Origin of the sequence: Mesorhizobium sp. B2-4-15, from assembly GCF_006658505.1 — a bacterium.
Taxonomy (GTDB): Bacteria; Pseudomonadota; Alphaproteobacteria; order Rhizobiales; family Rhizobiaceae; genus Mesorhizobium.
This window is the reverse complement of sequence record NZ_VFUZ01000023.1, coordinates 17,056-30,741: the sequence shown is the minus strand read 5'-3', so window position 1 is coordinate 30,741 and position 13,686 is coordinate 17,056. Positions and strand designations below refer to the sequence as shown.

The 13,686-nt window shown below is 62.2% G+C and carries 12 protein-coding genes and 1 tRNA gene; 11 read left to right on the top strand and 2 right to left on the bottom strand.

All coding sequences use genetic code 11. The features are described 5' to 3' along the window. The first annotated feature begins 11 nt into the window (after nucleotides 1-11). The 9 genes from nuoN (at nucleotide 12) to FJ930_RS23310 (ending at nucleotide 9,376) form a co-directional block, all read left to right on the top strand. Nucleotides 12-1,448, top strand: coding sequence for an NADH-quinone oxidoreductase subunit NuoN (gene nuoN / locus FJ930_RS23350; RefSeq protein ID WP_141840283.1), 1,437 nt, complete (start codon nucleotides 12-14; stop codon nucleotides 1,446-1,448). Between the two features lie 168 nt (nucleotides 1,449-1,616). Beyond that, on the top strand, nucleotides 1,617-2,438 hold the full coding sequence (locus FJ930_RS23345) for a biotin--[acetyl-CoA-carboxylase] ligase (RefSeq protein WP_141840282.1): 822 nt from the start codon (nucleotides 1,617-1,619) through the stop codon (nucleotides 2,436-2,438). 93 nt (nucleotides 2,439-2,531) lie between these two features. After that, nucleotides 2,532-4,202 carry a ribonuclease J gene (locus FJ930_RS23340; protein WP_140743073.1) on the top strand — a complete coding sequence of 557 codons (1,671 nt, stop codon included), beginning with the start codon at nucleotides 2,532-2,534 and terminating at the stop codon, nucleotides 4,200-4,202. Between the two features lie 129 nt (nucleotides 4,203-4,331). After that, nucleotides 4,332-4,736: a methylmalonyl-CoA epimerase gene (mce, locus tag FJ930_RS23335; RefSeq protein ID WP_141840281.1), complete on the top strand. Its 405-nt coding sequence runs from the start codon at nucleotides 4,332-4,334 to the stop codon at nucleotides 4,734-4,736. After that, nucleotides 4,733-5,017 carry a DUF1467 family protein gene (locus FJ930_RS23330; protein WP_140749194.1) on the top strand — a complete coding sequence of 95 codons (285 nt, stop codon included), beginning with the start codon at nucleotides 4,733-4,735 and terminating at the stop codon, nucleotides 5,015-5,017. Before mce ends, FJ930_RS23330 begins: the two co-directional genes overlap by 4 nt. Before the next feature lie 643 nt (nucleotides 5,018-5,660). Next, on the top strand, nucleotides 5,661-6,989 hold the full coding sequence (gene proS, locus FJ930_RS23325; RefSeq protein ID WP_140749197.1) for a proline--tRNA ligase: 1,329 nt from the start codon (nucleotides 5,661-5,663) through the stop codon (nucleotides 6,987-6,989). Further along, a complete protein-coding gene (locus FJ930_RS23320; protein WP_141840280.1) occupies nucleotides 6,986-8,272 on the top strand; it encodes a lipoprotein-releasing ABC transporter permease subunit in 1,287 nt (428 codons plus the stop codon). The genes proS and FJ930_RS23320 overlap by 4 nt, the downstream gene beginning before the upstream one ends. After that, the gene (locus tag FJ930_RS23315) at nucleotides 8,269-8,952 is read left to right on the top strand and encodes an ABC transporter ATP-binding protein (protein WP_181165635.1); all 684 of its coding nucleotides are present in this window, start codon (nucleotides 8,269-8,271) and stop codon (nucleotides 8,950-8,952) included. The genes FJ930_RS23320 and FJ930_RS23315 overlap by 4 nt, the downstream gene beginning before the upstream one ends. A 130-nt stretch (nucleotides 8,953-9,082) precedes the next feature. Next, nucleotides 9,083-9,376: a GYD domain-containing protein gene (locus FJ930_RS23310; RefSeq protein WP_140610489.1), complete on the top strand. Its 294-nt coding sequence runs from the start codon at nucleotides 9,083-9,085 to the stop codon at nucleotides 9,374-9,376. A gap of 274 nt (nucleotides 9,377-9,650) precedes the next feature. Here the strand turns inward: FJ930_RS23310 and FJ930_RS23305 are convergent, their stop codons facing one another. Then, a complete protein-coding gene (locus tag FJ930_RS23305; protein ID WP_181763455.1) occupies nucleotides 9,651-10,409 on the bottom strand; it encodes a tetratricopeptide repeat protein in 759 nt (252 codons plus the stop codon). A 923-nt stretch (nucleotides 10,410-11,332) separates the two neighbouring features. Between FJ930_RS23305 and FJ930_RS23295 the strand changes: the two genes are divergently transcribed. Continuing rightward, complete coding sequence (locus FJ930_RS23295) at nucleotides 11,333-12,583, top strand: site-2 protease family protein (RefSeq protein ID WP_141840277.1); 1,251 nt, start codon at nucleotides 11,333-11,335, stop codon at nucleotides 12,581-12,583. A gap of 24 nt (nucleotides 12,584-12,607) precedes the next feature. Here the strand turns inward: FJ930_RS23295 and lipB are convergent, their stop codons facing one another. Next, a complete protein-coding gene (gene lipB, locus FJ930_RS23290) occupies nucleotides 12,608-13,351 on the bottom strand; it encodes a lipoyl(octanoyl) transferase LipB (protein WP_141840276.1) in 744 nt (247 codons plus the stop codon). Between the two features lie 235 nt (nucleotides 13,352-13,586). Here lipB and FJ930_RS23285 point away from each other — a divergent pair. After that, nucleotides 13,587-13,671: transfer RNA gene (locus FJ930_RS23285), tRNA-Leu, on the top strand. Nucleotides 13,672-13,686 lie beyond the last annotated feature (15 nt).

The following is a 13,686-nucleotide window of genomic DNA, read 5'->3' as shown; positions in this document are numbered from 1 at the left end:
TTTTGCGAATCATGACGCCGGACCTTCTCTCCAGCCTGTCGCTCTCGACGCCCGAGCTGATCCTTGCCATCGGTGCGCTCGCGCTGCTGATGGTCGGAGCCTATTCCCGTTCCAACACCGCCAATACGGTGACTGGCCTTGGTGTCGCCGTACTGGTCATATCAGGCGCCTGGCTGATCTTTTCCACGGGACAGGGCAATGCCTATGGCAACGCCTTCGTCCAGGATTCCTTCGCCCGCTTCATGAAGGTGCTGGCCCTGGTCGGCTCTGCGGTGACGCTGGTCATGTCGATGCGCTTTGCCAAGGCGGAACGTTTCGACAAGTTCGAATATCCGGTGCTGATCCTGCTGTGCACGCTCGGCATGATGCTGATGATCTCGGCCAACGGGATGATCGGGCTCTATCTCGGCCTCGAACTGCAGTCGCTGGCGATCTACGTGCTGGCGGCGATCAACCGCGACAATCTGCGTTCGACCGAGGCAGGTCTGAAGTATTTCGTCCTTGGCGCGCTGTCGTCCGGCATGCTGCTCTACGGCATCAGCCTGGTCTACGGCTACACCGGCAACACCGGCTTCCACGAGATCGCCACCGCACTCGGCGGCGGCGAGCGTCAGCTTGGCCTCGTTTTCGGCCTGGTCTTCGTGCTGGCCGGCCTCGCCTTCAAGATCTCTGCGGTGCCGTTCCATATGTGGACGCCCGACGTCTATGAAGGCGCGCCGACGCCGGTGACCGCCTTCCTGGCGGCGGCGCCGAAGATGGCGGCGATGGCGCTGATCGTGCGCGTCACGATGGGCGCGTTCAAGCCGATCGCCTCCGACTGGCAGCAGATCATCGTCTTCATCTCGATCGCCTCCATGGCGCTCGGTGCCTTTGCGGCTATCGGCCAAAGCAACATCAAGCGGCTGATGGCCTATTCCTCGATCGGCCATATGGGCTACGCGCTGGTCGGCCTTGCCGCCAACAGCCAGGCTGGCGTGCGCGGCGTCGCCATCTACATGCTGATCTACCTGGTGATGACGCTCGGCACCTTTGCCTTCATCCTCGCCATGCGGCGCAAGGAAGGCAATGTCGAGCAGATCAGCGACCTGGCGGGCCTCGCCTCGACCAATCCGATCATGGCGACGATCCTCACCATCCTGATGTTCTCGCTGGCCGGCATTCCGCCGCTCGCGGGCTTCTGGGGGAAGTGGTATGTCTTCCTCGCCGCAATCAACGCCGGCCTCTACGCGCTGGCCATCATCGGCGTTCTGGCCTCGGTGGTGGGCGCCTACTATTATCTGCGCATCATCAAGATCATGTGGTTCGATGAGCCGGTTGGTGGTTTCGTGCCGATGGCCAGCGAGTTGCGCCTCGTGCTCGGCGTCTCCGGCGCCTTCGTGCTGTTCTATGTGCTGATCGGCGGCCCGATCGGAACCTACGCCGAAGCCGCCGCCAAGACCTTCTTCTAGCTGGTGACTAAGTTTGACGTCCGCACTCGGGGCGCGCCAAGTGTGTGCGCGAATGTCAGATTTGAAAACTTCACTGGAAACTCATATTTGGCTGGTGGTCCTTTGATTCTGACATTCGCTCACTGCGCTGCTGGAACGGGATGCGAATGTTAGAAACGGACCACTAGTATGGCATTTCGGCTGGCTCCAACCTCTATGTCGGAAGGGTTCCGGCTCGAGGCGCACGACAGCGTCGGTTCCACCAACACAGTGGCGCTCGATCATGCCCGGGCAGGCGACCCGGGCAGATTATGGGTGGTTTCCAAAAAGCAGGAAAGCGGGCGCGGCAGGCGCGGCCGCGCCTGGGTGTCGCCCGAAGGCAATCTGGCGGCGACCTTGCTCGTCATCACCGATGGTGAACTCCGCCTTGCCGCGACGCTGGGTTTCGTTGCCGGCCTCTCGCTTGCCGATGCGCTCGACGCGGTGGTGCCCAAGGGCCGCATCGCCGTCGGGCTCGATGGCGCGAGCCAGGGACAAAACCGTTTCGAGTTGAAATGGCCAAACGACGTGCTTGCCTCCGGCGCCAAGCTCGCCGGCATCCTGCTGGAATCGGCGGTTCTGGACGGCGGCCGCTTCGCGGTTGCGGTTGGCATCGGCGTCAATGTCGTGGCGCACCCCGAGGACGTGCCTTATCCGGCGACATCGCTGCACGCGCTCGGTGCGACTTGCGACGCGGAAACGCTGTTCCTGGCGCTGTCGGATGCCTGGAGCGAGAATGCACGGCTGTGGGATGAAGGGCGCGGCCTTGCCGCCGTCAGGCGGCGTTGGCTGATGCGCGCGGCGGGACTTGGCGGCGAGGTTGCTGTCAGAATTGACGGTAATGTGGTGCGTGGCGTGTTCGAGACCATTGACGAGGACTGCCGTTTCGTGATCCGCGACGATGAGGGGACTGTTGTGACGATCGCCGCCGGCGATGTGCATTTCGGCGCGGTCGCATCCGCCCGGGTGTGATTTGTTTTTGCGCAATTCCGGACGGAAAGCCGTTACACACTTTTCCCGGAATTGCTTCAACGGCTTGGCCTGAGGGCCAGGAAGGGAAAAATAATGGCGAAAGCGGAAAACGCCGAACTCGTCTTCGTGCCGCTCGGCGGCGTCGGCGAGATCGGCATGAACTTCGCCCTCTACGGCTACGGCCCGCCGAGTGCGCGCGAATGGATCGTCATCGATGTCGGCGTCACCTTTCCGGACGCGGCGCATCCGGGCGTCGACCTGATCCTGCCCGACACGCGCTTCATCGAGGAGAACCTCGCCAATCTGCGCGGCATCGTCATCACCCACGCGCATGAGGATCATTATGGTGCTCTGCTGGACATCTGGCCGAGGCTAAAGGCGCCGGTATGGATGACGCCGTTCAGCGCCGGGTTGCTGGAAGCCAAGCGGCAAGGCGAGCAGGGCGCGCCGAAGATCCCGCTGACGATCTACCGCGCCGGCGAGAAATTCACCGTCGGCCCCTTCGAGATCGAAGCCATTCCGGTCGCGCACTCCATTCCCGAGCCGATGTCGCTGGCGATCACGTCGCCGGCGGGCACCGTCATCCACACCGGCGACTGGAAGATCGATCCGGAACCGACCATCGGTCCCAAAACCGACGAGGCGCGCTTCCGCGCCTATGGCGACAAGGGCGTTCTGGCGCTGATCTGCGATTCGACCAATGCGCTGCGGGAAGGTGATTCGCCTTCGGAAGTCGCCGTCGGCGAGGGCCTCAAGGGCGTTATTCAGGCCGCCAAGGGCCGCGTCGCGGTCACGACGTTTTCCTCCAATGTCGGCCGTATCGTTTCCATCGCCAGGGCGGCGCGCGATGCCGGCCGTCAGTGCCTCGTGCTCGGGCGCTCGCTGAAGCGCGTCATCGATGTGGCCGACGAGCTCGGCTATATGGACGGCCTGCCGGAGTTCATCGCCGAGGAGGATTTCGGCTTCATCCCACGCGAAAACCTGGTGATCATCTGCACCGGCAGCCAGGGCGAGCCGCTGGCAGCGCTTGCAAAACTCTCGCGTGACGAGATGAAATCGGTGTCGCTGACGGCGGGCGACACGGTGGTGTTTTCCTCGCGCACCATTCCCGGCAACGAGAAGGCGATCCTCGAGATCAAGAACCGTCTCATCGATCTCGGCATCAAGATCATCGAGGACGGCGACGCCCTGGTGCATGTCTCCGGCCATCCCCGCCGCAGCGAATTGCGCAAGATGTACGAATGGGTGCGCCCGCAGATCGGCGTCCCTGTGCATGGCGAGGCGGCGCATCTGGTGGCGCAGGGCTCGCTGATGTCGACCTCCGGTATCGGCCAGGTGGCGCAGGTGCGCGACGGCGATATGCTTAGACTCGCTCCCGGCCCCGCGACCATCATCGACCAGGTGCCGTTCGGCCGTATCTACAAGGACGGCAATCTGATCGGCACCGACCAGGCAATGGGCATCCGCGACCGGCGCAAATTGTCCTTCGCCGGCCATGTCGCGGTCAATGTCGTGCTCGACGACAAATATGAGCTGGCCGGCGATCCCGACCTGGTCGCCATCGGCGTCGCCGAGGCCGATGCCAGCGGCGAGACGCTGGAGGACCTGATGATCGATGCCGCCGTCGGCGCGGTGGATTCGATTCCTCGTCAGCGCCGAAAGGACCTCGACCTGGTGCAAGAGGCGGTTCGGCGCGCGGTGCGTGGCGCGGCCAACGAAGCCTGGGGCAAGAAGCCGCTGGTGACGGTTTTCGTCACCAGGTGACGAACAGGGGAGTAGGGGAGTAGGGGAGTAGGGGAGTAGGGTGGAAGCCGAAAGTAATCGGATGCCTCCTCGTGGACTGTCTTCCCTACTGCTACTGCCCTATTGCCTTACTGCCTTGAGAGAAAGCCAATGCTCGGACGTCTCAACCATGTCGCGCTTGCGGTGCCGGATCTGGCCGCTGCCGTTGCTGCCTACCGCAACACACTCGGCGCCGAAGTGACGGAGCCGCAGGCTTTGCCGGAGCATGGTGTCACCGTGGTGTTCGTCAATGTCGGCAACACCAAGATCGAACTGCTGGAGCCTTTGGGCGAGAGCTCGCCGATCGCGGCGTTTCTCGCGAAGAACCCGACCGGCGGCATGCATCATCTCTGCTACGAGGTCGACGACATCCTGGCCGCGCGTGACCAACTCAAGGCCGCCGGCGCCCGCGTGCTGGGCGACGGCAACCCGAAGGCCGGCGCCCATGGCAAGCCGGTGCTGTTCCTGCATCCGAAGGATTTCTTCGGCACGCTGATCGAACTGGAGCAATCATGAGCTGGGTTTCGTTCACCGCCCTGTTTTTCGCGACCTGGTGGGTGGTGCTGTTTGCCGTGCTGCCGTTCAGTGTCCGCACGCAGGATGATGATCACGACGTGACGCTGGGCACCGTTCCAAGCGCGCCGCGCGGGCCGCACATGCTGCGCGCCGTGATCCGCACCACCATCGTCACGGCCATTCTCATGGCCATCTTCTATGGCCTGACGCACGGGCTGGGATACAGCCTCAACGACATCCCGCACATCGTGCCGGATTTCGGACAGACTCCAGCGAAGTAGATCGCCTGGCAAGACCGCTGCGGCTGCATCGAGATTGTGAGAATGCTGCCGCGTTTTCGCGGCCATACACCTGCTGACGCGAGGTCATGTGACTTGGCAACTCATCGCGCTAACCGGGTGATTGCACAAAAAAAATGCAAGGCACAAGGCCTTGCAATTAAACGCGTCCGATCTGTTTCCGGTTTCCGGCGGCAGCGAGTAACCGCGCCTAGATCGCATCCTCCCAAGACTTTGACCGCGTAGGAGAGCAGATTTTTCTCTGCCCTCTCGGTTATCGCGGCACACTAGCCTAAGCCGAATGAAAATGTCACGAAGAATTTTGCCTCGAAACAGGCATTCTCGTGCTGCACTGCACAATAGTATGGCATGCTTTGCTTTCGAAACGACCAGCAAGGCATAGCGCAGCCTTTGCGGCATGTCCTGAATTGACGCGCGCAAAGAATTGAAGGCCAAGCCCCAAGACGTTCGGTGCGCTTCATTGCCAGCGCGGCCTGATCGGAAACCGAAGGATTCCGGCCTGAGGCGCGGCATTGTGCCGGTGTGGCCGGGTTTCCAATCCGTCATGAAATGGCTATGAAGCCGGGGCAAGCAAGCCTGCGTCGCGCCGATTCTGGCGTGGCCGTTCTCATTCACGGACCAGTCCATGCGTTTGTCGCGCTACTTCCTGCCCATCCTCAAAGAAAATCCGCGCGAGGCCGAGATCGTCTCGCACCGGTTGATGCTGCGTGCCGGCATGATCCGTCAGCAGGGGCAGGGCAGTTTTTCCTGGCTGCCACTCGGCAAGCGGGTGCTGGACAAGGTCTGCCAAATTATCCGCGAGGAGCAGAACCGCGCCGGCGCGCTGGAAATCCTGATGCCGACCATCCAGTCGGCCGATCTGTGGCGCGAAAGCGGCCGCTACAACGACTATGGCAAGGAGATGCTGCGCATCAAGGACCGTCAGGACCGCGACATGCTCTACGGCCCGACCAATGAGGAAATGGTCACCGAGATTTTTCGCGCCTATGTGAAGTCCTACAAGGATTTGCCGCTCAACCTCTACCATATCCAGTGGAAGTTCCGCGACGAGGTGCGGCCGCGCTTCGGCGTCATGCGTTCGCGCGAGTTCCTGATGAAGGACGCCTACTCCTTCGACCTCGACTTCGAGGGTGCGAGAGCCGCCTACAACAGGATGTTCGTGTCGTATCTGCGCACCTTCACGCGCATGGGCCTGCAGGCGATCCCGATGCGCGCCGACACCGGGCCGATCGGTGGCGATCTTAGCCATGAATTCATCATCCTGGCCGACACCGGCGAGAGCCAGGTTTTCTGCCATCGCGACTATCTTTCGCTTGCCGTGCCCGGCGCGAACACCGACTTCGCCAATGACGGCGAGATCGCTGATATCGTCAAGACGTGGACGACGCCTTACGCCGCAACCGACGAAATGCATGACGAGGCGGCCTGGGAAAAGGTTCCCGAGAACGACAAGGTTTCGGCACGCGGCATCGAGGTCGGTCACATCTTCCATTTCGGCGAGAAGTATTCAAAGCCGATGGGCGCCAAGGTGACCGGCCCCGACGGCAAGGATCATTTCGCCTCCGGCGGCTCCTATGGCATCGGGCCGTCGCGGCTGGTCGCGGCAATCATCGAGGCCAGCCACGACGAGAACGGCATCATCTGGCCGGAGGCGGTGGCGCCCTTCGACATCGGCCTGATCAACATGAAGGTCGGCGACGCCGACTGCGATCGCGTCTGCGACGAACTCAATGCCGCCTTCACCGCTGCAGGCAAGGATGTGCTCTACGACGACACCGACCAGCGGCCGGGCGGCAAGTTCGCCACCGCCGACCTGATCGGCCTGCCCTGGCAGGTGATCGTGGGCCCACGCGGCGTGGCCGCCGGCGAGGTGGAAATCAAGAATCGCAAGACCGGCGAGCGCGTAACGCTGCCGGTCGCCGACGCGAAAAAACGCTTCGGTGTCGCCGCATGAGCGAGGCGGTTGCGGCAAGATCGGCGGGCGCTGGTCCCTTTTCCATCTTCGAACGCACGGTGGCGTGGCGCTACCTGCGTTCGCGGCGCAAGGAGACGGTGATCTCGGTCATCGCCTCGATCTCCTTCCTCGGCATCATGCTGGGGGTGGCGACGCTGATCGTGGTCATGGCCGTGATGAACGGGTTCCGCGCCGAGCTTTTGACGCGCATCCTGGGCGTCAACGGCCACCTGATCGTCCAGCCGCTCGATTCGCCGCTCGAGGACTATGCCCAGGTCGCCAGCCGCATCAACGGCGTGGCCGGCGTCAAATATGCTCTCCCGTTGATCGATGGCCAGGTGTTGGCGCAAGGCAATGTCGGCGGCGGCTCGGGCGCGCTGGTGCGCGGCATTCGCGGCGAGGATCTCGGCAAGATCGCGATCGTCGCCGGCAACATCAAGCAGGGCTCGATCGCCAACTTCGATAGCGGCGAGGGCGTGGCCATCGGCAAGCGCATGGCCGAGAATCTCGGCCTGACGCTGGGCGACACCATCACGCTCATCTCGCCGGAGGGCGACGTGACGCCGCTTGGCACGACGCCGCGCATGAAGGGCTACAAGATCGCGGCGATCTTCGAAGTCGGCATGTCGGAATATGACAGCTCCATCGTCTACATGCCGTTCTCCGAGGCGCAGCTCTATTTCAACATGGACGGGCGTGCGCAGACGATCGAGATCTATGTCGATAATCCCGACGATGTCGACGCGCTGAAGCCGAAGATAGAGGAAGCGGCGCAACGGCCGATCGACCTCGTCGACTGGCGCCAGCGCAACGAGACCTTCTTTTCCGCGCTTCAGGTCGAGCGCAACGTCATGTTCATGATCCTGACGCTGATCGTGCTGGTGGCGGCACTCAACATTATCTCCGGCCTTGTCATGCTGGTGAAGGACAAGGGGCACGACATCGCCATCCTGCGCACCATGGGCGCCTCGCGCGGGGCGATCCTGCGCATCTTCCTGATGACGGGAGCCGCGATCGGCGTGACAGGCACCATCGCCGGCGTGCTGCTCGGTGTCGTCATCTGCCTCAATATCGAATCGATCCGCCAGTTCTTCTCCTGGATGACCGGCAAGGTGCTGTTCAATCCGGAGCTCTATTTCCTCAGCCAGCTGCCGGCGAAAATGGATCCGCGCGAGACGACCTATGTCATCATCATGGCGCTCGGCCTGTCCTTCCTGGCAACGGTGTTTCCGGCATGGCGGGCGGCCCGCCTCGATCCGGTCGAAGCCTTGAGGTATGAATGATGGCCGAGGCCATTATCGAACTGAAGAGCGTCGAGCGGCATTATGTCCAGGGGCCGCGCAAGCTCACCATTTTGAACGGCGCCGATTTTTCGCTGCGGCGCGGCGAGATGGTGGCGCTGGTGGCGCCATCAGGCACCGGCAAGTCGACACTGCTGCATACGGCCGGCCTGCTGGAGCGTCCCGATGCCGGCGACGTCATCCTGTCGGGCCGGGCCTGCGGCCGGCTGTCCGACGACGAGCGCACGGCGATCCGCCGCAACGATGTCGGCTTCGTCTACCAGTTCCATCACTTGCTGCCGGAGTTTTCCGCGCTGGAAAACATCATGATGCCGCAGCTGATCAAGGGTTTGCCGCGCAAGGAAGCGGCTGAACGCGCGGCGCAGTTGCTCGACTACATGCAGATCGGCAAGCGCGCATCGCACCGGCCCGCCGAGCTCTCCGGCGGCGAGCAGCAGCGTGTCGCCATTGCGCGTGCGGTTGCCAATGCGCCGCTGGTGCTGCTGGCCGACGAGCCGACCGGGAATCTCGACCCGGTCACCGCTTCCTATGTCTTCGAGGCACTGGAGGCGCTGGTCCGGCAATCAGGCCTCGCGGCGCTGATCGCCACTCACAATCACGAGCTGGCATCGCGCATGGACAGGCGCGTCACGCTGGCCGACGGCAAGGTTGTCCCATTGTAGGCTGCGCAATGGTGCGCGATGGCGTGTCTGGCCGCCTGTGGTTCGCACACCCGGCTCGTGTTATCGTAGGCTCTGGGAGACGGCGGACGCGCCGTGAGCGCCCGCCCGCTCCCCATTGTGGGAGGAACGAATGGCTTACTACGTGCTGCTCTCGAATTTCACAGACCAAGGTATCAAGAGCATAAAGGATACTCAGAAGCGTGCCGAGGCCTTCAAGGCGATGGCCAGCAAAAGCGGCGTCAAGGTACACACCCTGTTGTGGACACTTGGCCAACATGATGTCGTGGCGATTGCCGAAGCCGACGACGACATTGCCGCGACGGCATTATCCCTGTCGATCGCATCGCTGGGCAACATCAGAACTCAGACTCTGAGAGCGTTCGACACGGCAGATATGGCCAAGGTAATGGCAAAGATGGCCTGACCAGTATCCTGCTGCCGTGCGCGAGCAATCGAAGCCGGCGCCGTAAGTTGGAGATAGAAGGAAATTTTGCACCTCGGCTGGCAGCTACCGGCCGCCCAAATGGTGCAGCGGCAATCGGCTGCGACAGCCACTTCAATGGCAAAGGCATTCATGCCGTCCGGTTAGAGCGGTTTACAGTTTCACAGAAACGGTGAACTGCTCTGACTCTTTGACGCAATTCCAGGAAAACCGTTTCATACTTTTCCTGGAATTGCTCAAGTCACCGCGCCTCTCATCAAGGGGTTGAAGGCCTCCTACTTGCGGCGGGCTTGATGCTGGCAATCGCGGCCGCGACTTCCCGATCGTCGGGAACTGCCCGGCTGTATGTGTGAAGGTCGCTTGCCGCGGAGTTGAGATCACCAAGGGCGAGACGTGCCATGCCGCGCTGCTTCAGCGCGGCCAAATTGCCGGGGTCCTGGGCAATGGCGCGCGAGAGGTCCTCGACAGCCTCACTCGCACGGCCGGCTTCCATCTTGATCCTCGCGCGTTCGACCATGAACCCTGCATTGTTGGGATCGAGGGAAATTGCTCGGTCAAAATCGCTCAAAGCAGAAGCAAACTGTTTCAGGTCTTCAAAAACAAGACCACGGCTGTGATAGACAAAGGCTTTGTGCGGCGCCAAGTCTATTGCGTGATTGGCGTCCGCGAGTGCTTCCTGATAAAGGCCGAGGGATCGCAGGGCGGCCAAACGATTGTCGACGTAGCCAGCCACGGTCGGATTCGCCACGATGAGGCGCGAGAAATCTTTGACAGCTTCGGAAAATATTCCGAGTTGCATGAGCGCATTGCCCCTTCGAAGAAGAAGGCGATCGGTCATCTCTCCGCCAGGTCGGCCTCTCAATGCAATCGAGCAATAGTAGACCTTGTCGTTCGGTGTCTTCGAATGAATACAGCGCTCTATTTCGGCGTTGGAGGCTTTTGCGTCCGAAGTGCCACTAAGGAAAGCGACCGGGATCAGTCCCATCGCCAAAATTCCAAAAACCCGCCAAGTCATCACGAGACTCCCCATAGCCACACACGCGAAATATCATGAGAGATTTGCCAGTGACGAGGGTACTTTGATGAGAAGAATGCATCGAACTCCCCAAAGTCGTCTGGCACATCGGACAGGCCGATCCCGATTGAGCGCGCCTCAAGCAGGCGGTGGCGAGCGGGTGACAGGCAAGGGAAAATACGGTGGTGCCAATCAGGCTGACCGTTGGCGAAAGTGCATGAGACAAGGCCGCCGATGGCGACTTTCCCGCGGTGGTGTCACATGGGCACTGGTCGTGTTGGCGATTGCGATCTGTTCCGCCTTAATCGCACTGAAGGCTCATTGGCGGCTCTCAGGATAGGGTGATCATCATTCCGATAAACTCGCCGGGCGGACCCCAACAACCTCGAAGCCCGGCGAGCCTACAACCTGATCAGAGTACGCAATCAGGACCGGGATCAACCGGCAACACCTACAGAGCAAGACGGATGCCAGCGCCTTCGTCTTGAAATGAGACAGGAAGCGTGGTGGCGCGGCGCAATTGTCAGAACCATCCGTCGTCGTCATGCGCCATGTTGGCGCGACAGCCTTTGAACGGTCTGCTGGCAGCTTTGTCAAACGTCCTTCCGGACCGGTTAACCCTTCACTAACTGTGTCAAATTCTCCTCCTGTCCCCCTGCGTTCGGTCGTTGACATTCGAACAAAATTAGAACAAAATACGAACATACAAACAACAGGAGAGAGTTATGACCGATCTGGTTCAGGATGTCGTCTCGCTTGTCTGCATGAGCACATTCCTCATTTCCATGGCGATCTGGATCGGAGCCATGTGAACTGGCGGCGTGCCGTCGCTGTTTCCTCGATGGTGAGGGACCGCTTCGCCCGTTAAGTCTTTCTTGCCGCCGCGACGTTAGGGTGCCCTGAAGGCAGGGAGCAACGTCCAGGTGTCGCCGATCGTTACGGCCATTCTCGTGGCCAGCAATCTCGGGCTGATCTTTCTCTTGATGACCCTGCCGCTTGGTTTGCGCACGGTCAGGGTGAGCCGCGTGGTTGCCATGGACCGCCAGCGCCTCTGGCAGGCGCTGTGGCCGCTTGGCAGCGATGCCGGCTGGTCCGGTGAGATCCTGTCGGCCGAAGCGCTGGACAAGGAGGGCGTGGCCCGCATCATGCTGTCGTGGGAAGGCCGCGACGGCAAGCCGATCGAGCGAAGGTCAAGGTTTGAGGACGTTGTCGAGGGCAGCCGCTTTTCGATGCGCGTCATCGAGGATACCGCGCTCGATAGTTCTTTCTGGAAGGACTATCGGGAGACCACCGAACTGGTTTGCGAGGGGCATGGCACAAGGGTGACCCTTGGCCGGACCGACCGCTACCGCGGCATCGCCTTCCTGGTGTTCCGTTACTTCGCCATGCGCCGCGAGCTCTCCAAGCTGCAAGGCTGGGCGACGACCGGGCGTTATCGCAAAGGCGGCTGGTTCGAGCATCCGCTGAGCCAGATCGGCTTTGCGGTGCTGTCGGCATTGATCCTGTGGCCGTTCTTCGGTCTCCATCTTGGCGGGCTGGCGCTGGCCGCGATCCTGACGTCGGTCGTGGCCTTGCACGAACTCGGCCACATGGCGGCGTTCCGGCTGATGGGACACCGCAAGGCGCGAATGATCTTCATCCCGCTGCTCGGCGGCATCGCCATTGGCGGCCGGCCCTACAACAGCCGGTTCGAAGTGGCCTTCGTGGCATTGATGGGGGCGGGGTTCTCAGCCTTCCTGGTGCCGATCGTCATTGCCGGCAGCGCGCTTGCCGGCGCCGAGGGGCACAAGGCCGCCGCCGCGCTGCTCGCGGCGCTGGCGGGCTGCGCGGCCCTGTTCAACATCGCCAATCTGGTGCCGGTGTGGAAGTTCGATGGCGGCCAGGTGCTGCGCCAGATCTGCCCCGGGCCGATCGCGCTGGCGCTGGCCTCGTTCTTCCTGCTCTCGGCATTCTTGATGCTTGGCCGGCAGGCGGGTTTCTCGTCCGGCTTTCTGCTCGCGGCGGGAGCGGTCTTCTCGATCCTCAGCCTGCTGACCATGGGCAGCGGGGTGAAGCCGCGCCACGAACTGGAGCCGATCCGCACGGTCGACCGCTTCGCTATCGCGGGCGCGCTGCTGGCGGTGTTCGTCATCCATGGCTGCGGCGTCCTGTGGGCGTCGGCGCAACTGATCTAGGCAGGTTCTCCGGGCCGGGAAGATTCAACCGGCTTTGCGAGCCTCTTCGGCGGGCAGAGCCTCGGTGGGGCCGAAGACGTCCTCGAAAGCGGATTTCAGTGCCAGATCGAGGTCCCCCATTGTGATGGGAAGACCAAGGTCGACGAGGCTGGTGACGCCATGGTCCTGAACACCGCACGGCACAATGCCGCCGAAATGGGAAAGGTCCGGCTCGACATTGATGGCGATGCCGTGGAAACTCACCCAGCGCCGCAGCCGGATGCCTATCGCGGCGACCTTGTCCTCGGCCGGCGAGCCGTCCGGCAGGGCAGGGCGATCCGGCCGCACCACCCAGACGCCGACACGGTCTTCGCGCCGTTCGCCGCGCACGTTGAAGGCGGCGAGCGTGCCGATGATCCACTGTTCGAGCGCGGCGACGAAGGCGCGAACGTCCTCTCGGCGCCGTTTCAGGTCGAGCATGACATAGGCGACCCGCTGGCCCGGCCCATGATAGGTGTATTCGCCGCCGCGCCCGGCCGAAAACACCGGAAAGCGGTCGGGATCGATCAGGTCCTCGATACGGGCGCTGGTGCCGGCGGTGTAGAGCGGGGGATGTTCGACCAGCCAGACCATTTCTCCGGCGGCCCCGCTGCGGATCGCCTCGGCGCGCGCCTCCATGAAAGCCAGCGCATCGGGATAAGCGGTGAGGCCAGGCTCGACCAGCCATTCGACCGGCGCCGAACCGGGGAGCGGCAGGAACGACGTGGCGATCTGGCTGCGTTCTGGCATGGCTTTTTCGTTTTTCGCTTGTGCATCCCATGGGTCAGGCCCGAAGCATGTGTCCGGGCGACATGCATCCGCTCTCATATGGCGATATCGGGCGTAAACGTCCAGTTGCGGGCGCTCATTCCAATCCTGTGGACCGTTATGCCAATCGCTTGAGATTATTGCTCGCCACGCACTTGTTTCGCCGGAAACGATTTGCTACACGCCGCGAGCCGGTCGGTTCCGGCTCCTACCACGTGCGGTCGTGGCGGAATTGGTAGACGCGCAGCGTTGAGGTCGCTGTGGGGCAACCCGTGGAAGTTCGAGTCTTCTCGACCGCACCAAATGCTCGCTTAGCC

What these genes read in the sequence shown, in the direction of transcription:
- nuoN (WP_141840283.1), top strand. Translation starts at nt 12, where the DNA reads ATGACGCCGGACCTTCTCTCCAGCCTGTCGCTCTCGACGCCCGAGCTG.
- FJ930_RS23345 (WP_141840282.1), top strand. Translation starts at nt 1,617, where the DNA reads ATGGCATTTCGGCTGGCTCCAACCTCTATGTCGGAAGGGTTCCGGCTC.
- FJ930_RS23340 (WP_140743073.1), top strand. Translation starts at nt 2,532, where the DNA reads ATGGCGAAAGCGGAAAACGCCGAACTCGTCTTCGTGCCGCTCGGCGGC.
- mce (WP_141840281.1), top strand. Translation starts at nt 4,332, where the DNA reads ATGCTCGGACGTCTCAACCATGTCGCGCTTGCGGTGCCGGATCTGGCC.
- FJ930_RS23330 (WP_140749194.1), top strand. Translation starts at nt 4,733, where the DNA reads ATGAGCTGGGTTTCGTTCACCGCCCTGTTTTTCGCGACCTGGTGGGTG.
- proS (WP_140749197.1), top strand. Translation starts at nt 5,661, where the DNA reads ATGCGTTTGTCGCGCTACTTCCTGCCCATCCTCAAAGAAAATCCGCGC.
- FJ930_RS23320 (WP_141840280.1), top strand. Translation starts at nt 6,986, where the DNA reads ATGAGCGAGGCGGTTGCGGCAAGATCGGCGGGCGCTGGTCCCTTTTCC.
- FJ930_RS23315 (WP_181165635.1), top strand. Translation starts at nt 8,269, where the DNA reads ATGATGGCCGAGGCCATTATCGAACTGAAGAGCGTCGAGCGGCATTAT.
- FJ930_RS23310 (WP_140610489.1), top strand. Translation starts at nt 9,083, where the DNA reads ATGGCTTACTACGTGCTGCTCTCGAATTTCACAGACCAAGGTATCAAG.
- FJ930_RS23305 (WP_181763455.1), bottom strand. Translation starts at nt 10,409, where the DNA reads ATGACTTGGCGGGTTTTTGGAATTTTGGCGATGGGACTGATCCCGGTC.
- lipB (WP_141840276.1), bottom strand. Translation starts at nt 13,351, where the DNA reads ATGCCAGAACGCAGCCAGATCGCCACGTCGTTCCTGCCGCTCCCCGGT.